The organism is Curtobacterium sp. MCPF17_021 (assembly GCF_003234605.2).
Lineage (GTDB): Bacteria > Actinomycetota > Actinomycetes > Actinomycetales > Microbacteriaceae > Curtobacterium > Curtobacterium flaccumfaciens.
On the sequence record NZ_CP126252.1, the window covers coordinates 2,759,525 to 2,778,289 of the forward strand.

Genomic DNA, 18,765 nt, shown 5'->3' on the forward strand with positions numbered 1-18,765 from the left:
GCCGACACGAGCGGCCGACGGCGCGGGTCAGGCGGCGGGAGCCTCGACGGTGGTGACGGCGCCGGTCTCGCCGGGGTGCTCGTAGTGGGCACGGACCAGGATCGGGCGGTGGTCGGAGATGCCGGCCGGCAGGGTCTCGACGCCCGCGATGTGCAGGCCGACGCTCGTCGCGAAGTCGAAGTGGCCCGTGAACTTGCGGTAGCGCAGGTACGTCGGCTGGTCGGACAGCGACAACGCGAACCCGCCCTGCTCGATCTTGCGGCGCAGGTTCGTCTGGAACCACGGGTAGTTGAAGTCGCCGACCATGACCGCGGGGACGTCCTTCGCCAGCTCGCGCAGGAACTGGTGCGCGGCCTCGATCTGCTTGCGGCGCAGGGAGTTGGTCGCGGTCAGTGGCGAGGCGTGGAACGACGCGACGACGACCTCGGCATCGGCCTCGGTGTCGCGCAGGTGCATCGCGATGAGCCGTTCGTGCGCGGGCGCGAGGACCCGGTCGTGCAGCGACTTCTGCAGCGAGTGGATGCTGAAGTCCTGCACCTCGAAGCGGTCGTCGCGCTTGTAGATCGCGAGCCCGAGTCGGTTGGTGCGGGTCGACGCGGCGAGCGAGAGGCCGCCGATCGACGGTGCGAGGTCGTTGCTGTCGCACTCCTGCACGCACAGGACGTCGGCGTCGGACGCCTCGGCCAGTGCGGCGAGCTCGCTGTTCGCGGTGTGCTCGCGGAGGTTGTAACTGACGACACGGAGCTGCGTGGGCTGCACGGTCTGCTCTGATGCGATCGTGCTCTGCTGCTCTGGCGCGGCCATGCTGCCTTCCTGTCCGGGTGTTCCGGTCACCCTGCCGCGGTCACCGTACTCGGGTACCGCGGACGGTTGCTGAGACTGTAACGCCTGCCGGGTTTCGTCCGTGTGACCGTGACGGAAACGGACAGCGGCGGGATCAGGCGCGGACACGGCGGACCGGGCGGACGGTGTCACCCGCTGTGCGACTCATCAGGATGCCCTCCACGCAGGCGACCACGAGCAGGGCGGCGATGACCCAGAACGCGGCCGCGTACGGCCCGTCGCCGCCCAGCCCGGAGGCCGCGCGGATGACCACGGCGGCGACGGCGACACCGAAGCCCGCGGCGGTCTGCTGCAGCGTCGACGACAGCGTGTTCGCGGGGGTCATGTCGGCCTGCTCGACGTCGGCGAAGGCGATGGTGTTGTACGCCGTGAAGCCCACGGAGCGGGCAGCACCACTGACGACGAGCAGGATGGCGAGCAGCCAGAACGGGGTGTCCTCGGTCATGAACGCCATCGTGACCACGGTCAGCGCGGCGACGGCCGACGACACGATGATCACCGGGCGGTAGCCGAACCAACGGAGGAACGGGGTCGTCATCGGCTTGATGCCGAGGTTGCCGACGAACACCCACAGCACGGCGGACCCGGCGAGCACGGCGCTCCAACCCCAGGCGTCCTGGAACAGCAGCGGGAGCACGAACGGCACCGCGGACACCGCCAGGCGGAACAGGCCGCCGCCGGCGTGCGACACCCGGAAGGTCTCGAGCCGGAACGCGTCGAGCCCCATGATCGGGTGCGGAGCCCGGCGGAAGTGCCGGATCGCGAGCCAGCAGCACACCGCGCCGAGGACCCCGGAGACGACGACCGCGGTGACCGGCACGACGTCGAGCGCGAGCAAGGACGCCATGACCACGAGCGAGCCGAGCCCGACGCAGGCGAGCAGCGACCCCAACCAGTCGAACGGCACCCGCTGCGCCGCACGCTCCTGCGGCACGAGCACCAGGGCGGCGACGAAGGCGATGACGCCGAGCGGGATGTTGATGAGGAAGATCCAGTGCCACGACAGCGTCTCGACGAGGACCCCGCCGATGAACGGCGCGATGATCGGTGCGGCGAGGGCCGGCCAGGTCAGGATGGCGATGGCGGTGACGAGTTGTTCGCGCCCGGCGCTCCGGAGCACGACGAGCCGGCCGACGGGCACCATGAGCGCTCCACCGAGCCCCTGCAGGATGCGCCACAGCGTCAGCTCGACCAGCCCGGTGGACAGCGCGCACAGGGCGGACGCGATCGTGAACAGCGCGATGGCCCCGGCGAAGACGGTCCGGGAACCGATCCGGTCGGTGAGCCAGCCGGACACCGGGATGAACACCGCGAGGGTCACGAGGTACGCGGTGATCGTGACGCCCACCGCGGCGGAGTCGACCCCGAGGTCACGCCCCATGGCCGGGGCGGCGGTCGCCAGGATCGTGCCGTCCAGGAGCTCCATGAAGAAGGTCCCGGCCACCAGCACGGCGACCGCCGTGCTGCGCGTCCGTCGTCTGGGTGTCGTCGCCGTCGTCGTCATCGCCCACCGAGACTATGCCCGCGGACGTCCGCGCCGTCACGGACGGGCCGCCCACCGGACGCGTCGCAGCGCGCACGACGCGGGACGGGCCTCCAGGCGCAGTTCCGGGCGATCCTCATGCTCGGGCCGACTACCCTGGCCGGGTGCCGACCCGACCACCCGAACGCCGCGGAACTCGCGCGTGAGCCGCACCGACAGCGCCGGTGTGGTCGCCGCGGGCACGGTCAGCGGCCGACGACGTGTCCTGGACACCGTCGCCTCCCTGCCGGTGTGGGCGGCGGTCCTGCTCGTCTGGACGGGCGGCCGGGTCCTGTCGACCCTGTGGCTCGCGCTCGCGTACCCGCTCATCGGTCGTGCACTGCCGGGCAACGCGATCTGGGGCAACGAGCACGGGTTCGGCGCGTTCCTGGTGGCCTGGGACGGGCAGTACTACGAGCAGATCTCGCTGCACGGGTACCCGGACGCGCTGCCGCTCGACGCCGCCGGCAACGTCGCGCAGAACGCCTGGGCCTTCCTGCCGGCGTTCCCCTTCACGATCCGGGCGCTGACCGCCTCGACCGGGGTGCCATTCGAACTCGGCGCACCGCTCGTCGCGATCGTCGCCGGACTGCTCGCCACCTACCTGCTGCACCGCCTGGTGCGGGACCGTGCCGGGCACGCCGCCGCGATGTGGGCGGTCTTCTTCTTCAGCTGCGGTCCGCTGTCGTTCCTGCTGCAGGTCGGGTACGCGGAGAGCATGTTCCTCGCGCTGTCGTTCGGAGCGCTGCTCGCCCTGGAGCGTCGGCGCTACGGGCTCCTGACGGCACTCGGCGTGGCCGCGGCGTTCACCCGCCCCGGTGCCCTGGCGATCCCGCTCGTGCTCGGTGTCGTCGCACTCGTGCGGTGGGTCCGTGCACGGCGCGAGACCGGCCGGGTGCTCGAGGGCTTCCCGCTCCGCGAGCAGGTCCGGGTCGTCGCCGCGGGGCTGACCATGGTCCTCGCGGGGCTCGCCTGGCCGGTGATCGCCTCGCACGCCACCGGGACACCGAACGCCTACCTGGAGACCGAGATGTCCTGGTGGGTGAACTTCATCGGCCGCGTGGACTTCGTGCCGCTGACGCCGTGGTTCCTCATCGCGGGCCGCTGGCTCGGCGTGGGCGGGATCCTGATCGTGGTGTTCCTGCTCGTCGCGTACCCGATCTGGCTGCTCCGCCGCTCGACGCTGCGGCTCGGGCCCACGACGGTGCTGTACTCGGCCGCGTACGCGCTGTACATCTTCGCGGTGTCGCTGCCGATGGCCTCGACCCCGCGGCTGCTCATGCCGCTCGCGCCGCTGTTCGGGTCGCCCGAGCTGGTCGCGAAGCCCTGGATGCGGTGGACCTTCGTGACGGCCGCGCTGGCCGGGCAGCCGGTCCTGGTCGCGGTGCTGTGGCTGCTCGGCCCTCCGTGAGCGGCTGACGCACAGCACTCGCAGGCACGTGCCCGGACATGACGCGACGCCGCCGTCCGGACAGGACGACGGCGTCACGCGTCAGGCGTCTCGCCTCAGAGCTCGACCGTGCCGTGGTCGCCGGTGTCCGGCTGGCTCTGCTTACCGAGCGCCGCCTTGAACATCTGCACCAGGCTGCCGACCGGCCCGGTGTCCTGGGTCCAGTACTCGACCGAGACCCCCTCGACCGTGAGCAGCCGGATCGACGGGTCCTGACGGCCCTCGGGGAACCAGGCCTCGGCGAACGGGGACCACAGCTCGTCGACGACCGAGTCGTCCTGGGTCACGGTCGCGGTCCCGGCGATGGAGAGGTACCCGCCCTGCGACTCGATCGAGACGTTGACGTGCGGGTTCCGCGCGATGTCCTCGACCTTCTCGCTGCCGTCCTGCACCAGGAACCGCAGGGTCCCGTGGAACGTCTTGTCCTGCACCGCGAGGGGCCTGGCGTGCAGGTTCCCGTCCTCGCTCACCGTGGTGAGCAGTGCCGTGTGGGCGCCGTGGACGATGTCCGAGATGGCGGCGCGCTGGTCCGTCTGTGTGTCGGTCATGGTGCTCCTTTGCGTCATGCGCCCCGCTCCGCCGACGTGCGACCGTCGGTGCACGGGGCCGTACCGTTCCGACCAGTGTGCCCCTCCCGCGCTGGACGCGTCAGCCCGGCGCGTCGACGTGGTCCGGTCGCGGTCGGCCTGGAGGCCCGGTGCACGCCCGCCACGCCGCCCCCGCCCGGCGCGCGCCGGCCTCCGAGCCGTGCATGCGTGTGCAGGAAGCGACACCACACGCGTCGATCGACAGGTGGAACGTCGTTGCATGCACACGCACCGGATGCGTGTGCATCGAGCGACCGGACACGAGTCGATCGACGCGCGGATCGTCGGAACATGCGCACGCACGGAACCGGCGGGCGGCCCCGTGGGCGGGCCAGCCGGCGTCAGGCGGGTTCGCGGATCGTGGTCTCGACGTCGACGACCTGCGGGATCTTCGGCATCGAGGCGAAGCCGAACGCCACGGGCGGGTCGAGCGGTGCCAGGTCCCCGAGGGGCTCCCCCGCCCAGGTCCCCCGCACGCCGGTGACGTCGTGCGCCCCGGTCACACCGTAGTACTCGCGGCGACCGTTGCCCGCCGAGCCCGCGGTCCCGGACCCGGGCGCGAGCAGCCGTGCCACGGGGTCGATCGCGGCGAGCCAGCGCGGGTCGCGGGCGATCGGCTTCGGGACGATGCGCAGGATCCGGCCGAGCGGCGAGATGCCGCCGACGTCGATCGAGGCCTGCAGTGCCCCGGCGGACAGCTCGAGCCCGCTGGCGGTGCGGCGGGCCCGGACGTCGACGACCGAGACCGTGTCGAAGCGGTAGGTGCCGGAGACGTACGCGGCGACGATCTCGTCGGGCGCGAGCAGCACGCTGGTGCCGTCGGGGAGTTCGAGGAACACGTCCGTGAACGGCCCGAACGGCGAGCGGTCCCACATCCCGACGACGATCCGGACGCCCGAGGTGGTGCCGACGCCCATGATCCGGCCGCGGAACCGGCGTTCGACGACGGAGTCGGAGGCGTGACCAGCAGCGGGACCGGAGGCGTGGTCGGGGCGTGACGACATGCCCTGGACCGTACCCGCGGCGCCCGTGAGCCGATCTCGGCGGCCGCCCCGGGCCTCCCGGCCGTTGCCCGCGCCCCGCACGGACCGGAACCTGGACGCAAGACCCCGGAGCGGGCCCGATCGCTAGGCGACGGGGACGGGCTGCGCCAGCAGCTCGCGCACGCGGGGCGCGACCTCGGTGCCGTAGAGCTCGATCGACCGCATCATGTCGGCGTGCGGCAGGCGACCCGTGGCGTACCGCATGTCGAAGCGCGAGGCGCCGAGGATCCGCATGTTGCGCGCGACCTTGCGTGCGACGGTCTCCGGCGACCCGACGTAGAGGGACCCACCGGCCGACAGGCTCGCGCGGTAGCCGGCGACGTCGAGGGGCGGCCAGCCGCGCTCCCGGCCGAGCTGGTCGGTGACGGCCTTGTGGTACGGCCAGTAGCGCTCGGCGGCCTCTTCGTCGGTGGCGGCCACGAAGCCCGGCGAGTGCATGGCGATGGGCTGCTGCGGCAGGTCGAGCTGCGCGAGGGCCTGGCGGTACAGGCGCGAGAACGGGGCGAACTGGGCCGGCTGCCCGCCGATGATGGCGAGGAACAGCGGCAGGCCGTACGACGCGGCACGGATGACCGACTGCGGGGAGCCGCCGACACCGATCCAGGTCGGGATGGCACCGTGCTCGAGCTTCGGGAAGACGTCCTGGTCGACCAGGCCCGCGCGCTTCGTGCCGGACCAGGTGACGGCGTCGCCGCCGCGCAGGGCCGACCAGAGCTGGAGCTTCTCCTCGAACAGGACCTCGTAGTCGCTCAGCTCGTAGCCGAACAGGGGGAACGACTCGGTGAAGGAGCCACGCCCCAGGATGACCTCGGCGCGACCGTTCGACAGGGCGTCGACGGTGGCGAAGCGCTCGTACACGCGGACGGGATCGTCGGAGGACAACACGGTGACCGCGGAGCCCATCCGGATGCGCTCGGTGCTGGCGGCGATCGCGGCGAGGACGACCTCGGGGGCGCTCACGACGAAGTCGGCCCGGTGGTGCTCCCCGACGCCGATGAAGTCGACGCCGACCTGGTCGGCGAGGACGGCCTGGTCGACGACGTCGCGGATGCTCTGCGCGTCGGACTGCAGGCTGCCGTCGGCGCGCTCGGTGACGTCACCGAAGGTGTCGAGGCCGAGCTGCAGCGGTCCGATCCGGTCGGGTGCGGGCGGCGGGACGTCCGAGGGACGGTCGGTGCCGAATGCGTTGCTCATGGTGTCCTCCTGGTCGCACTTCCATGCGTTTGCATCAACATAGCACGGCGGCGGCGTGCGCGCACGGGGGCCTGGGCCGCGCCCGGACCGGGGTCGACCAGCCCGCACGAGTACGGTCACCCGCATGCCGAACCTCCCCGACCAGACCGGACGCCGCATCGTCGTCACCGGGTCCAACAGCGGCACCGGACAGGAGGCCGCCCTGCGCCTCGCCGGAGCCGGCGCCAGCGTCGTGCTCGCCGTCCGCAGCACCGAGAAGGGCGAGACCGCCGCCGCCGGCATCCGCGCCGCCCACCCCGCAGCCGACGTGGAGGTCCGCGAACTCGACCTGGCCGACCTGGCGAGCGTCCGCCGCTTCGCCAGCGGCATCGTCGACGAGGAACGTCCGATCGACGTCCTGGTCAACAACGCCGGCGTGATGGCGCCGCCGGAGCGCTTCGAGACCGTCGACGGCTTCGAGCTGCAGTTCGGCACGAACTTCCTCGGCCCGTTCGCCCTGACGAACCTGCTGCTGCCGTCGCTGCTGCGCGCCGGGGCTGCTCGGACCGGTGCGCCCCTTGCCGAGGCACCCCGGGTCGTCACGATGTCGAGCCTCGCCGCGATCCCCGGCCGGATCCGCTTCGCCGACCTGCAGTGGGAGCGCGGCTACAACGGCTGGCGCGCCTACGCGCAGTCGAAGCTCGCCGACCTGCTGCTCGCGCTGCACCTGCACCGGCTGACCGTCGAGGCCGACGTGCCCCTGGTCAGCACCGCCGCCCACCCCGGCTACACCCGGACGAACCTGCAGGCCGCCGGACGCTCGCTCGGTCGGTCGAAGCCGGTGCGGTCGAGCAACCGCGCGCTGCCGTTCACCCAGGCGGTCGAGCAGGGCACCGAACCGCTGCTCTACGCGGCGGTCGGTCCGAACGCCGTGGGCGGCGCGTACTACGGCCCCTCGGGTCCGTTCGGCATGACCGGTCCGACCACCACCGTGTCGATCCCCGGGTCCGCGCGGAGTGCCGACCTCGCCCGCTCGCTCTGGGCCGTCGCCGAGGACCTCACCGGGACGCGCCCGCCGCTCTAGCAGAGACGCCGGCGTCTCGCCAAGACGCCGGCGTCTCGCCAAGACGCCGGCGTCGCGCCAGGACGCCTCCAGCTCCACGAGACGCCGCTGAATCCGGAGGCGTCTCGCGCACCTGGCGGCGTCGAACGGGCACGCCGGCGTCTCGCGGAAGGCCCGGGGCGGGTCCGGCACGTCGCCAGCGTCAGGCGCGGTGCAGCTCCACCGACCCGTCCAGCTTCCCGGGTTCGGTCAGGCGGGCGTGCTGCAGGACGGTGCGGCCCGGCGCGATCGCCGCGGCGACGATCGACAGGGTCGTCATGTGTCCCTCGGCCTCGTGCACGTCGCGGAGGATCGCGTCGGGGTGGTCGCTCGGCAGCGCCGCGGACTCCGCCAGCACGCCGAACCAGCCGCCCCAGCCGTCGCCGGCGTCGCCACCGGAGTCCACGGCGCGGAGTTCGTCGAACGGGCCGAGCACCGGCGGGCCGGCCGGGGCTTCGACCGCGCGGAAGGCCTCGAGCCACCGACCGATGCGCGGCGCCGCGGGGTCGTCGGCCGCACCGTGCGTGACCATGTGGACGCCGGGGCCGAGGTCGGTGGTGCGGACCTGTTCGCCGTCCCAGGTCAGCACCGAGGCACCCTCGGCCGTGGCGCGCACCAGGTTGAAGGCCCGCGTGGTCGGCAGCGTGCCGTCGTGTCCGGGCAGCAGGCCGTCGGCGACGGCGTCCACCGGCACCACGCCGCGGGTCGTCCACGTGCCGTCGACGCTCGTCACGGGTTCGGCGCGGTTGAGCACCACGGCCAGGCCGGCACGGTCGGACGCCGCGAGCCACGCACCACCGGCGGAGCGGTCACGGACACCTCGGAGGTCCGGGTCCCGGTCCGGCCACCAGGCAGCGGGCGGGTCCCACGGGCGCTCGGGCGACTCGTCCCGCAGGGCGAGCACGGTGACGGGCCATGCGGACCCGGGGTCGACGCGGACGACGACGGTGCACATGCCGTCGATCCTCGCACGTGGCCCCGGTAGCGTGAGCCAGGTGAACGCAGCAGCAGAGCGCGCCCTGACCGTCATCGTGGGGATCACCGGGGGCATCGCCGCCTACAAGGCCGTCGGGGTCGTCCGCGACCTCGTCAAGCGCGGCCACGACGTGCACGTCGTCCCGACCGAGGGCGCCCTGCGCTTCGTCGGACTGCCGACGCTCGAGGCCCTCAGCCGCAACCCCGTCACCACGAGCGTGTGGGACGACGTCGCCGAGGTGCGCCACGTCGCGCTCGGTCGCCGCGCCGACCTGGTCGTCATCGCACCAGCCACCGCCGACTCGTTGGCGCGGATGGCGCACGGCCTGGCGAGCGACCTGCTCGGCACGACGCTGCTCGCGACCGAGGCACCCGTGGTGGTCGCCCCGGCGATGCACCCGCAGATGTGGGAGCACCCCGCGACCCGTGCGAACGTCGCCACGCTGCGTGACCGCGGCGTCCACCTGGTCGGCCCGGTCGTCGGCGCGCTCACCGGCGACGACGCGGGCATCGGTCGGATGGCGGAGCCCGAGGACATCGTCGCCGCAGCGCTCGCCGTGCTCGACCAGCACCCCGCCCCGGCCGGCCGCCGCAGTGCGGACACCGGCACCGCGTCCAGCACCGGAGCCCGTGGTGAACAGGGCGACCTGGCCGGCGTCCGTGTCGTCGTCAGCGCGGGCGGCACCCGCGAGCCCTTCGACCCGGTGCGGTTCGTCGGCAACCGCTCGAGCGGCCGTCAGGGCATCGCGATCGCCGCCGACGCCGTCCGTCGTGGCGCGTCCGTGACCCTCGTCGCCGCGAACGTCGAGGGCTCGCTGACCGCCGGACTGGACGCGACCGTGGTGCCCGTCGGGTCCGCGCTCGAACTCGCCGAGGCCGTGCACGCCGCCGCCACCGAAGCCGACGTCGTCGTGATGACCGCCGCCGTCGCCGACTACCGTCCCGCCGAGGTGCTCACCGAGAAGCTCAAGAAGGACGCCCAGGGCGAGCGCATGACGCTCGAGCTGGTGCGGAACCCGGACGTGCTCGCCGACCTCGTCGCGGCGCGGCGGACCGGGCAGATCATCGTCGGGTTCGCCGCCGAGACCGAGCCCGACCGCGACGCGCGGATCGAGCTCGGACGCGCCAAGATCAGCCGGAAGCCGGCGGACCTGCTCGTCGTGAACCACGTCGGCTGGTCGGCCGGCTTCGAGCGCGAGGAGAACGCGATCGAGGTCCTGGTGCCCGGTGGCGAGGTGGTCCGCGAGACCTCCGGCACGAAGGCCGAGGTGGCGACGGCGGTCCTCGACCTCGTCGCGACCGCACTGACGTGAATGCACACTGACGTGAATGCACACTGACGTGAGCAGCGTCTCCGGCTGCTTCCGAGGACGAGCGGGCACGATGGGGCACATGCGACGACGTGAGCGGATCCGACGTGCCAACCGCACGGCCACCATCCTGGCGGTGGCCCTCGGCGCGGCGGGCACCATGCACTTCCTGCGCCCGACCCACTTCGACCGGATCGTACCGGAGGCCCTGCCCCCGCGGCTGACCACGCTGGCCTCCGGGGTGGCCGAGCTGGGCATCGCCGCCGGGCTCGCGTTCCCCGCCACCCGCCGTGCCTCGGGCTGGGCGGCGGCGGCGCTGTTCGCGGCGGTGTTCCCGGCGAACCTCAAGATGGCGAACGACCTGCTCGACCATCCCCGCTCGAGCCGGGCGATGCGGCTGATCGGGGTCCTGCGGCTCCCCCTGCAGCTGCCGCTGGTCCTCTGGAGCATGCGCGTCGGTCGGCACGCACCGAAGCCGTGACCCAGCCGTCGTGGACCCGCGCGGCGGTGCCCCTGCTGCACCGCCCGGTCACCCAGCACGCCTGGGAGGACATCGTGTTCGCGCACTGGCGGCACGACCCGGCGTCGTTGCAGCGGCTCGTCCCCCGCGGGACCCGTCCGGACGTGGTCGACGGCAGCGCCTGGGTGGGGCTGTCGGCGTACGTGTTCCGGGAGACCCGGGTGCCACCGTTCCCGTCTGCCGGGCGGCTCGGGACCATGACCGAGGTCACGATCGAGGTCCTCACGGTGGACGATCAGGGGCGGCGCGGGGTGACCTACCGCACGGTCGACACCGCGAACGTGCCCGCCATCGTGGCCGCGCACGCACTGCTCGGCGTGCCGTACACGTTCGCCCACGCACGTTCCCGTCGCCGCGGCGACGCGGTGGCGCACCGGTCCGTCCGGCACCCGACCCGCGCGCTGCACCCGGTGCGGTGGGCGCGGTCGCTCCGGCAGGAACGCCCGACCGGTGCGGTGCGGCCGAAGCACGCGGCCTCGGTGCGGGTGACCGCCGGCGAGGTCGTCGACACCCCGCTGGCCGCCGAGCTCACCACCCGCGCCGGCATCCACGCGCGGTACCTGGCGCAGACCCTGTTCTGGCAGCGACAGCACCCGGTGCTCACCACCCGTTCGGCCACGCTCGACCGACTCGAGGGCGACCTGCCCGACGCCGTCGGCATGCCGGGGTTGTTCGACCGCGCCCCGGACTCCCTGCTCGTGGTCGACGGCACGACCGTCCGGTACGGCTGGGGCGGTGTCGTCCGGTGACGCACGAACAGCCCCACGCACAGGCCGACGACCCGTTCGACCTCGACCGCTTCGTCCGGGCCCAGCAGGGCGTGTACGACCTCGCGCTCGACGAACTCCGCCGGGGCCGGAAGTCGTCGCACTGGATGTGGTTCGTGTTCCCGCAGCTGGCCGGTCTGGGGCGGAGCGCCACGGCCGTGCGCTTCGCGATCACCGGCGTGGACGAAGCCCGCGCCTACCTGGCGCACCCGGCGCTCGGGCCCCGCCTGCTCACCGCGGCCGACGTCGCACACGACGCCCCCGCCCGCTCCGCCGACGCCCTGCTCGGGGGCATCGACGCGGTGAAGCTCCGGTCGTCGATGACGCTCTTCGCCCGGATCGCGGCCGACCCGGGGCCGTTCGTCGCCGTGCTCGACCGCTGGTACGACGGCGCCGGGGACCCGGCCACGCTCCGCTTGCTCGGAGAGCGCTCGGAACACGAGTGACGCACGCGACGCACGACCCACGACGCATGACGCACGACGCACGTGACCGGCATCTGAACGTCGACACTGACACGCGCTGAGCCGACCGCAACGCCGTTGTCATATCAGGTACGGTGATGCGAGCACGTGCGATGTCGACCGTGCCCGTTCGCCCGGCGCCCCGACGCCGCCGCCCCCGAAGGAGAACGCATGCCGGTCCCCCGCAGCGCCCCGACCGAGCACCAGCTGCTCCGTGACACCGTCCGCCACAAGATCCACGACGCGATCATGGACGGCACGCTCCTGCCCGGGGAACGGCTGAACGACGACGAGCTCATCTCGTGGCTCGGCGTCTCCCGGACACCCATCCGCGAGGCCCTGAGCCAGCTGTCCCGCGCCGGCCTGATCGAGATGGCCCCGAACCGGTACACCCGGGTCACCACGCCGGACCCCGCCGAGGTCATCGAAGCGATGCAGACCCTCGGCGTGCTGTTCGGCGGCGTGGTCCGACTCGCGGTCCCGCGCCTCGGTTCGGCGAGCCGGAAGAAGATCCTGGCCCAGCTCGACAAGACGATCACCGAGCTCGAGGCCCACGAGGTCGCCGCTGTCAACCACGACGCCCTCGACGTCTTCGCCCTGTACGTCGCCGAGTGCGGCAACGAGAACCTGCAGCGCGTCTGCCGCGACACGATGGACGGCCTGGCGTTCCGGCTGCGACTGCCGAACCTCGACGAACTGGTCGACTGGGACCGGATGACCGAGGACTTCCGGCGACTCCGGGCGGCGACCGAATCCGGCGACAACGTCACGGCCGAGCTCGCGACCGAGGCGATCCACCAGCTGCCGGGCGAGAAGCACTGAGTCCACCTGTACTCCCGTACAGGACACGCCCGCCTCGCGCACGCGAGGCGGGCGGTCGACGTTCCACGGGCCTCCCGGTCGGCGGCCCGGCCATGCGCGTGACGCTCCCAGTCCCGGGGCCGCGCGGACCGATAGCATCGCTGGCGACCACCTGAACCAGGCACCCGGAGCAGCACATGAACCCCCGCCCGACGGACCGTACCGAGGTCGCCGCACGCCTGGCCGCCGCGGTCGGTCGGATCAACCGACGGGCCCGCACCGACTCGGCCTCGCTCGGGTACGGCATCGTGTCGGCGCTCGCGTCGATCCAGCGGCACGGACCCCTGCGCCCCGGCGACCTGTCGCGGATCGAGGTGGTCACGAAGCCCACGATGACCCGCATCCTGACCGAGCTCGAGCAGCGCGGCTTCATCCAGCGCGAGGCCGACCCGCGCGACGGCCGGGCGTTCATGGTGACGGCCACGCCGGAGGGCATCGAGGCGGTCGAGCAGGCCCGCGCGAACCGCACCGGGATCGTCGCCGAGCTCATCGCGGAGCTCGACGAGTCGGACGTCCAGGCGATCGCCGGCGCCCTGGCCGCGCTCGAGCGTGTCGCCCAGGGCGAGCACGCCCAGGAACCTCACACCTTCTAGGCCTCGTAGGACCGTTACCGAACCGTTACCAAGTGGTGGACGGACCGTTCTGCCAGCGTTCCTGGACGCGCTGCCCAGTCTGACCGGTCATGGTGTCGGCTCCGCCTGACCGCGGCCACCCCACGGCTGCTCCCGGCGGACGGACGGGCCCCACACCACCGTCCGGTCCTCACCGGCTCGAGGACTCCTCGTCGTCGCCGACGGTGTCACCGACACCGCCAGCCTCCGGCGTGCCCGCACGACCTCGGTCGCGCGAGCAGGAGTCCCTCCCCCACCGAGCCGCCGACCTGCGGAACCGATGCGACACACCCCTGAGCTCCCCACCACGACGGCCTCGACCCGACGTGAAGCCCTGAACACCCCCACCCGCCGGATGCGCCGGGCCCTGCGGCACCGCGCGACGCTGATCGCCGGCGGTGCAGCGGTCCTGGCCGTCGCCGGTGGCGCCCTGACCGTCGGCACGCAGCCCGCCATCGGCGAGGCCCTCGGCATGCCGACGGGTACCCCGAGCGCCTCGGCGACCGCGGAGCCCGCCCTGCGCGGCACCGCGCTCGACCGCGCCCAGGCCGCCGCCACGATCACCACGGCGAAGACCGTCATGCAGACCGCGAACCACAAGGTCGACACCTCGGCGCTCGAACAGCGCGTCGACGCGCTGAGCGACTACCCGGACCTGTCCGGCGCTGCGCTGACGAACCGCATCTCGACGACGGTCGCGTCGACCACGCACGTCGCCCAGGCCAGCGCCACGCAGGACAAGCGGGACGTCGACGCGAAGGCCGCGGCCGCAGCGAAGGCCGCAGCCGAGCGCAAGGCTGCCGCCGAGGCAGCGGAAGCCGCCCGGAAGCTCGCCGCCGGCAACACCGTCGCCGGCGCCAAGGCCACGGCGAGCTCGCTCGCGTCGTCGGAGTACGGCTGGGGTGCCGACCAGTTCCAGTGCCTGGACAACCTGTGGACCAAGGAGTCCGGCTGGAACTACCAGGCCGTGAACGCGAACGGCGGCGCGACCGGCATCCCGCAGGCGCTCCCCGGCTCGAAGATGGCCACGATCGCCGCGGACTGGCGCACCAACGCCACCACTCAGATCACCTGGGGCCTGCAGTACATCAGCTCGGCGTACGGCACCCCGTGCGCGGCGTGGGGGCACTCGCAGGCGAACAACTTCTACTGATCGGCGCGGGTCGCGACGGCGACCGGCAGACGGACGGGAGGCCCGTGGCGGATCCGCCACGGGCCTCCCGGCCGTTGCGTGGTCGTGGTCAGCCCACCCGCGCGACGCGCACGTCGGTGCGGGCGGGCATCGGACCACGTCGGGCCGACCGTCGTGCCTGCTCCTCAGAGCGACCGGCGGAGGACGACGGATGCCTCGGGGGTGTTCACCTGGAACGCGAAGGTCTCCTCGACGTACATCGTGACGTCGACGCCGTCGTGGCCAAGGTAGCCGAGGGCCAGGTCCTCGCCGACGGTGAACACGAAGTCCCCGCCGCGCTGACTGATCAGCAGCGACTCGTCGATGCCGGGCGCTCGCTCGACCTGACCGCCGGTGATGCCCTCGAGCTGCTCACGCAGGGGTGTGCCGGCGTCGTCGGTCTCGACGATGTCCGCCCAGTCACGGGGGCTGCACGCCAGGGCGTACGGCCCGGCGACCCCGACGTCGCGGAGTGCGGCGACCGCAGCGGTGACCGCGGCCCGGAACGACGCCGGCGAGCCGTCGTGCGACTGTGCGGGCTGGGTCGACGCGTGGCCGGCCCCGGTGATGCCGCCCTCCGGCCACCCGCGCAGCGTCGCCCGGTTCTCGTGGGCCGCGAGCCGCAGCACGGCCGCGTCGAGGTCGCCCAGGTCGACGTCGGTGGCGCCGCGGGAGGAGTCCACGAGCTCTTCGAGCGCGACGGTGAAGGTCGCACGGACCTCGCAGAGCGGCAGGACCCGGCGTCGCCGTGCGGTGATGCCGTCGGCGACCCCGCCGGTCACCGCGTCGGTGCGGCCGAGGTCGACCGAGGACCACTGCCAGCCGCGCGGTCCGTCGAAGTCGACGATGCGCCGTGCGGCGAGCGCCGGGACCAGCCGGTCACGGGCCTCGGCGTCGAGCACCGCCCAGGTGTCGTCGCCGAACGGCGCGAGTTCGCGGAGGAGGTGGTTCATGGCGTGTGCCCTTCCGTGCTGCGGAGCGAACCGATGCCGAGACCGGGACCGGTGGCGTCGGGAGCCGCCACCACGGACGGCGACGGTGGTGCCGCGAGCGCGGCGAGGTCCACCAGACGATCGCGTGCGGGTGCGAAGAACGTCGCTCCGGTGATCGCACGTGAGAAGTCGAGCAGCCGGTCGTACGTCCCGGGAGGATCGCCGACGAACATCCGTTCCAGCATCCGTTCGAGCACCCAGAGCTCACCGCTGTAGCCGATGAAGTAGGTGCCGTACTCGCCGCTGCCGGGTCGACCGAAGGGCATGTTGTCGCGGAGGACGTCGTGCTCGACCCCGTCGTCGTCGACGATGGTCGCGAGCGACTTGTGCGACGGCCGGACCTCGGTGGCGCTGTCACGCTCCACGTTGTCCGACTTCGACCGGCCGATGATGCGTTCCTGCGCGTCCGTCCCGAGGGCGTTCCACGCCGCCAGGTCGTGCAGGTACTTCTGGACGACGACGTAGCTGCCACCGGCCCAGTCCGGGTCGTCCGCGCCGACGAGTGCGGAGGCAGCCAGGTCCTGCGCGACCGGGTTCGCCGTGCCGTCCACGAAGCCGAGCAGGTCGCGGGTGTCGAAGTACCGGAAGCCGCTGACCTCGTCGACCACGGTGACGTGGTCCCCGAGCGCGGCGAGCAGCAGGCGTTCGAACTCGAAGCAGACGTCGGTGCGTTCGCCCCGGATGTGGAAGAGCAGGTCTCCTCCGGTGGACGGCGCCGAGTGGACCGGCCCGGTCAGTGCGGGGAACGGGTGCAGCGCGTCCGGGCGGGCGTGCGGCGAGAACCGGTCCCACGCCACCGCCCCGATGCCGACGACGCAGGACAGGTGCGCGTCGAGGTCGCGGAACCCGACCGTCTTGAGCAGGCCGTCGAGGTCGCTGAGGACGTCGCGGACCGCGGCGAGGTCGTCGTCGTCCGGCCCGACGTCGAGGGTCAGGAACACCGCCGAACGGGACAGCGGTGCGTCGACGCTCTGCGCGTCGATGGGGACGCGGCTGCCCGGTGCGCCGGGCATCAGGGTGCGCCGTGGACGGAGGCCATGGTGTCCGCCTTTCCTCCGCAGCCGTCCTGACGGTGCGGTTCGGTGCCGTGGGGTGTCTCCCGTCGAGCATCGCCACCCGGCACCCCGTCACGCCTGAGTCGGATGACCCGCTCCGCAAGGGGGGATGCCCGCGCGACCACGGGGTGATGTGGTGACCGCGTCGTCGTCGCTAGCGTCCGGAGCAGCCGCCACGGGCCTCCCGGGCGGCACAGTCGACCGACGATCCAGGAGCGACGATGACGATCAGCATCTCGGACGCACGACCGGCGAACGACGACGGCATCGGGCGAGCGCTGCGCTCGCCGTCCGGCGGCACCGATCCCTTCGTGGTCGTCACCGGACCGGACGCGTCCGCCCGGGCACGTGCGCTCGCGGACATCACGGACGCCGCCCGGGCGGACGGCCACACGGTCGTCCGGTGGCGTGCGGTGGGCGGTGACCCCGTCATCGAGGCAGCGTCGCTGGCCCCGTGGCTCGCCCTCGTCCGGGCGCACGACGCCGGGGCACCGGGACCCACCCGCAGCGTCGTGCTCGTCGAGGACTTCGACGTGCTCGACGAGGACGCCAGGACCGTGCTGCACGACCTGCTCGCCGCACTGGCGCGGGACCTCGGGACGGTCGTGGTGGTCGCGGTGCGCGAGGGCCGGGCCCTGGCCGGATCGGGCACCCGGCTGCCGTCGGCCGACGTCTCCGTCACGGTCACGGCGGCCTTCACCGGCGACTTCGGTCTCGTCGACACCGAGGCCGAACGGGCCGTCCGCCGGGGCACCCGACCCGATCCGTCGCTGGTGGCGGCGGTCGAGTTCGCCCGGGCGGTCCGGTCCGGTGACGTGCACGCCGGCAGGCGGAGCGTCCTGGCCGCGCTCGGGGAGTCCGACCGGGCGGGCGCCGACGACGTCCTGGTCGCGACGCTGCACGTGCTCTGCTACCTGGGCGGGCACGACTCCTGGTGGGACGAGGCGCTGGCGCTGACCGCCGACCGCGACCTCGACCCGGTGCTGCGGCTCGTCGAGGACTGCGTGGACGGCTCCGGCCGGACCGAGCACGAGCGTGCCGCGCTGTACCGCGAGGTGCAGGCATCCGCTGCCGACACGCAACCGTGGAAGGCCGTGGCACTGCACATCGCGTGGACGCTGCTCGACTCGACGGATCCGCGCCGGGACCACGTGGAGACCGTCCTCCGGCGAGCAGGCGACGCCGGGCTCCTCGGCTACTTCAGCTCGTGCCGTGCCGCCGTGACGCACTACCAGGCCGGGCGGCTCGACGCGGCGCGGGCGGCGTTCGACCACGTGCTCCGAGCGGCCGAGCGCTGGCAGGCCGGGACGCTCGTCGCGCTGACCGAGGCGCTGCAGGCACTGGTGCTCTCCGTGCAGGGCGAGCCGGAGCAGGCGGCACGGAAGTCCGACCGCGCAGCACGGTGGGCGGCGCAGCACGGCACGCCGCTGGTCGCCCGGGCTGCGGAGCACGCCCGCTCCGCGCTCGACGTCGCGACGGGACGGTTCGAGGAGGCCTACAGCCGCTCGGCGACGCGACCGGGCAGGGCGGAGCGGTGGCTCGAGAGCAGCTACGGACCGATCGAGCTGCTCGACGCGGTGGAGTCGGCTGCGCGGCTCCGCCTGGCCGACCACGGTGCCGCGCTGGTGGCCCGGGCAGAACGGGCGTTCACCGACCAGCCGACCCCGCGCCGCTCCCTGGTGCTGCTCGCCTGCCGAGCGGTCGTCGACGAGACGCACGGTGCCCGCGCCCTCTTCGAGGACGCGCTGGCCAGCGTCGACGGCGACGTCTCGCCGTTCGAGGTGGCCCGCGTCCGCCTGGCCTACGGCGAGTGGTTGCGTCGTGGGATGCACGCACTGGAGGCCCGGGGCCAGTTCCGGATGGCGGCGCGCGCCTTCGAGGTGCTCGGTGCCGGTGACTGGCGGGCCCGCGCGGAACGCGAGCTACGCGCAGCCGGTGCCGCCCGTCCGCTGCCGACGGCGCTGGAGGCGGTCGACCTGAGCGAACAGGAACGCCGTGTGGCGTCGCTCGCCGCTGCCGGGCTGACCAACAAGCAGATCGCCGGGCAGCTGTACCTCTCGCCGCGCACCGTGAGCGGGCACCTGTACCGGCTGTTCCCGAAGCTCGGCGTGACGACGCGCGCCGGACTCCGGGATGCACTCCTGCGACTGGGAGGCGATGCGACGGGCGACGTCCGGACGTGACCCTGTCAGGGACACCCTCGCCGGCCGCTCGCCCCGCGGGCCCCGGATGCCCCGGCCACCACCCGCGACACCCCGGGCGGACGACCCGGGAGCATCACCGGAACCCGTCGCCGGGGTAACGGCAGGGCCCGTCGCG

At 73.2% G+C, this 18,765-nt stretch carries 18 protein-coding genes; 10 read left to right on the forward strand and 8 right to left on the reverse strand.

Annotated features, from left to right (window positions below; all coding sequences use genetic code 11):
• Positions 1 to 27 precede the first annotated feature (27 nt).
• Together DEJ29_RS12970 and DEJ29_RS12975 are read right to left on the reverse strand one after the other, a co-directional pair.
• Positions 28 to 804: an endonuclease/exonuclease/phosphatase family protein gene (locus tag DEJ29_RS12970; RefSeq protein ID WP_071405095.1), complete on the reverse strand. Its 777-nt coding sequence runs from the start codon at positions 802 to 804 to the stop codon at positions 28 to 30.
• Between the two features lie 133 nt (positions 805 to 937).
• Positions 938 to 2,347 (reverse strand): MFS transporter, encoded by a 1,410-nt coding sequence (locus DEJ29_RS12975; RefSeq protein WP_111095258.1) that lies wholly within the window; start codon positions 2,345 to 2,347, stop codon positions 938 to 940.
• A gap of 181 nt (positions 2,348 to 2,528) precedes the next feature.
• Between DEJ29_RS12975 and DEJ29_RS12980 the strand changes: the two genes are divergently transcribed.
• Positions 2,529 to 3,776: a putative hexosyltransferase gene (locus DEJ29_RS12980; RefSeq protein ID WP_111095257.1), complete on the forward strand. Its 1,248-nt coding sequence runs from the start codon at positions 2,529 to 2,531 to the stop codon at positions 3,774 to 3,776.
• A 95-nt stretch (positions 3,777 to 3,871) separates the two neighbouring features.
• Here DEJ29_RS12980 and DEJ29_RS12985 read toward each other — a convergent pair whose 3' ends face one another.
• The 3 genes from DEJ29_RS12985 to DEJ29_RS12995 form a co-directional block, all read right to left on the reverse strand.
• Complete coding sequence (locus DEJ29_RS12985; RefSeq protein WP_071405093.1) at positions 3,872 to 4,363, reverse strand: pyridoxamine 5'-phosphate oxidase family protein; 492 nt, start codon at positions 4,361 to 4,363, stop codon at positions 3,872 to 3,874.
• Between the two features lie 380 nt (positions 4,364 to 4,743).
• Complete coding sequence (locus tag DEJ29_RS12990) at positions 4,744 to 5,406, reverse strand: hypothetical protein (protein ID WP_071405092.1); 663 nt, start codon at positions 5,404 to 5,406, stop codon at positions 4,744 to 4,746.
• A gap of 123 nt (positions 5,407 to 5,529) precedes the next feature.
• On the reverse strand, positions 5,530 to 6,639 hold the full coding sequence (locus DEJ29_RS12995; protein ID WP_258375965.1) for an LLM class flavin-dependent oxidoreductase: 1,110 nt from the start codon (positions 6,637 to 6,639) through the stop codon (positions 5,530 to 5,532).
• Between the two features lie 124 nt (positions 6,640 to 6,763).
• Here DEJ29_RS12995 and DEJ29_RS13000 point away from each other — a divergent pair, with 124 nt between their 5' ends.
• A complete protein-coding gene (locus DEJ29_RS13000; protein WP_111095255.1) occupies positions 6,764 to 7,702 on the forward strand; it encodes an SDR family oxidoreductase in 939 nt (312 codons plus the stop codon).
• Positions 7,703 to 7,883: 181 nt separating this feature from the next.
• Here DEJ29_RS13000 and DEJ29_RS13005 read toward each other — a convergent pair whose 3' ends face one another.
• A complete protein-coding gene (locus DEJ29_RS13005; RefSeq protein ID WP_181438213.1) occupies positions 7,884 to 8,675 on the reverse strand; it encodes an NRDE family protein in 792 nt (263 codons plus the stop codon).
• A 64-nt stretch (positions 8,676 to 8,739) separates the two neighbouring features.
• Here DEJ29_RS13005 and DEJ29_RS13010 point away from each other — a divergent pair, with 64 nt between their 5' ends.
• The 7 genes from DEJ29_RS13010 (at position 8,740) to DEJ29_RS13040 (ending at position 14,381) form a co-directional block, all read left to right on the forward strand.
• On the forward strand, positions 8,740 to 10,008 hold the full coding sequence (locus DEJ29_RS13010) for a bifunctional phosphopantothenoylcysteine decarboxylase/phosphopantothenate synthase (protein WP_111095288.1): 1,269 nt from the start codon (positions 8,740 to 8,742) through the stop codon (positions 10,006 to 10,008).
• Between the two features lie 79 nt (positions 10,009 to 10,087).
• A complete protein-coding gene (locus DEJ29_RS13015) occupies positions 10,088 to 10,486 on the forward strand; it encodes a DoxX family protein (RefSeq protein WP_152376630.1) in 399 nt (132 codons plus the stop codon).
• On the forward strand, positions 10,483 to 11,274 hold the full coding sequence (locus tag DEJ29_RS13020) for a YqjF family protein (protein WP_163342685.1): 792 nt from the start codon (positions 10,483 to 10,485) through the stop codon (positions 11,272 to 11,274). Before DEJ29_RS13015 ends, DEJ29_RS13020 begins: the two co-directional genes overlap by 4 nt.
• Positions 11,271 to 11,738, forward strand: coding sequence for a DUF1810 domain-containing protein (locus DEJ29_RS13025; RefSeq protein ID WP_111095253.1), 468 nt, complete (start codon positions 11,271 to 11,273; stop codon positions 11,736 to 11,738). The genes DEJ29_RS13020 and DEJ29_RS13025 overlap by 4 nt, the downstream gene beginning before the upstream one ends.
• 189 nt (positions 11,739 to 11,927) lie before the next feature.
• Complete coding sequence (locus DEJ29_RS13030) at positions 11,928 to 12,578, forward strand: GntR family transcriptional regulator (protein WP_111038155.1); 651 nt, start codon at positions 11,928 to 11,930, stop codon at positions 12,576 to 12,578.
• 176 nt (positions 12,579 to 12,754) lie between these two features.
• Complete coding sequence (locus tag DEJ29_RS13035) at positions 12,755 to 13,210, forward strand: MarR family winged helix-turn-helix transcriptional regulator (RefSeq protein WP_027466277.1); 456 nt, start codon at positions 12,755 to 12,757, stop codon at positions 13,208 to 13,210.
• Between the two features lie 298 nt (positions 13,211 to 13,508).
• Positions 13,509 to 14,381 carry an aggregation-promoting factor C-terminal-like domain-containing protein gene (locus tag DEJ29_RS13040; RefSeq protein ID WP_111029332.1) on the forward strand — a complete coding sequence of 291 codons (873 nt, stop codon included), beginning with the start codon at positions 13,509 to 13,511 and terminating at the stop codon, positions 14,379 to 14,381.
• 164 nt (positions 14,382 to 14,545) lie between these two features.
• On the opposite strand, the gene DEJ29_RS13045 is transcribed toward DEJ29_RS13040, so the two are convergent.
• Together DEJ29_RS13045 and DEJ29_RS13050 are read right to left on the reverse strand one after the other, a co-directional pair.
• On the reverse strand, positions 14,546 to 15,352 hold the full coding sequence (locus DEJ29_RS13045; RefSeq protein WP_111095252.1) for a family 1 encapsulin nanocompartment shell protein: 807 nt from the start codon (positions 15,350 to 15,352) through the stop codon (positions 14,546 to 14,548).
• Positions 15,349 to 16,404, reverse strand: a complete 1,056-nt coding sequence (locus DEJ29_RS13050) for a Dyp-type peroxidase (RefSeq protein ID WP_111095251.1) — start codon at positions 16,402 to 16,404, stop codon at positions 15,349 to 15,351. The genes DEJ29_RS13045 and DEJ29_RS13050 overlap by 4 nt, the downstream gene beginning before the upstream one ends.
• 263 nt (positions 16,405 to 16,667) lie before the next feature.
• Between DEJ29_RS13050 and DEJ29_RS13055 the strand changes: the two genes are divergently transcribed.
• Positions 16,668 to 18,629, forward strand: coding sequence for a LuxR family transcriptional regulator (locus DEJ29_RS13055; RefSeq protein WP_111095250.1), 1,962 nt, complete (start codon positions 16,668 to 16,670; stop codon positions 18,627 to 18,629).
• Positions 18,630 to 18,765 lie beyond the last annotated feature (136 nt).

What these genes read in the sequence shown, in the direction of transcription:
- DEJ29_RS13050 (WP_111095251.1), bottom strand. Translation starts at nt 16,404, where the DNA reads ATGCCCGGCGCACCGGGCAGCCGCGTCCCCATCGACGCGCAGAGCGTC.
- DEJ29_RS13000 (WP_111095255.1), top strand. Translation starts at nt 6,764, where the DNA reads ATGCCGAACCTCCCCGACCAGACCGGACGCCGCATCGTCGTCACCGGG.
- DEJ29_RS13030 (WP_111038155.1), top strand. Translation starts at nt 11,928, where the DNA reads ATGCCGGTCCCCCGCAGCGCCCCGACCGAGCACCAGCTGCTCCGTGAC.
- DEJ29_RS13035 (WP_027466277.1), top strand. Translation starts at nt 12,755, where the DNA reads ATGAACCCCCGCCCGACGGACCGTACCGAGGTCGCCGCACGCCTGGCC.
- DEJ29_RS12975 (WP_111095258.1), bottom strand. Translation starts at nt 2,347, where the DNA reads ATGACGACGACGGCGACGACACCCAGACGACGGACGCGCAGCACGGCG.
- DEJ29_RS13005 (WP_181438213.1), bottom strand. Translation starts at nt 8,675, where the DNA reads ATGTGCACCGTCGTCGTCCGCGTCGACCCCGGGTCCGCATGGCCCGTC.
- DEJ29_RS12995 (WP_258375965.1), bottom strand. Translation starts at nt 6,639, where the DNA reads ATGAGCAACGCATTCGGCACCGACCGTCCCTCGGACGTCCCGCCGCCC.
- DEJ29_RS13015 (WP_152376630.1), top strand. Translation starts at nt 10,088, where the DNA reads ATGCGACGACGTGAGCGGATCCGACGTGCCAACCGCACGGCCACCATC.
- DEJ29_RS12970 (WP_071405095.1), bottom strand. Translation starts at nt 804, where the DNA reads ATGGCCGCGCCAGAGCAGCAGAGCACGATCGCATCAGAGCAGACCGTG.
- DEJ29_RS13045 (WP_111095252.1), bottom strand. Translation starts at nt 15,352, where the DNA reads ATGAACCACCTCCTCCGCGAACTCGCGCCGTTCGGCGACGACACCTGG.
- DEJ29_RS12985 (WP_071405093.1), bottom strand. Translation starts at nt 4,363, where the DNA reads ATGACCGACACACAGACGGACCAGCGCGCCGCCATCTCGGACATCGTC.
- DEJ29_RS12990 (WP_071405092.1), bottom strand. Translation starts at nt 5,406, where the DNA reads ATGTCGTCACGCCCCGACCACGCCTCCGGTCCCGCTGCTGGTCACGCC.
- DEJ29_RS13040 (WP_111029332.1), top strand. Translation starts at nt 13,509, where the DNA reads ATGCGACACACCCCTGAGCTCCCCACCACGACGGCCTCGACCCGACGT.
- DEJ29_RS13055 (WP_111095250.1), top strand. Translation starts at nt 16,668, where the DNA reads ATGACGATCAGCATCTCGGACGCACGACCGGCGAACGACGACGGCATC.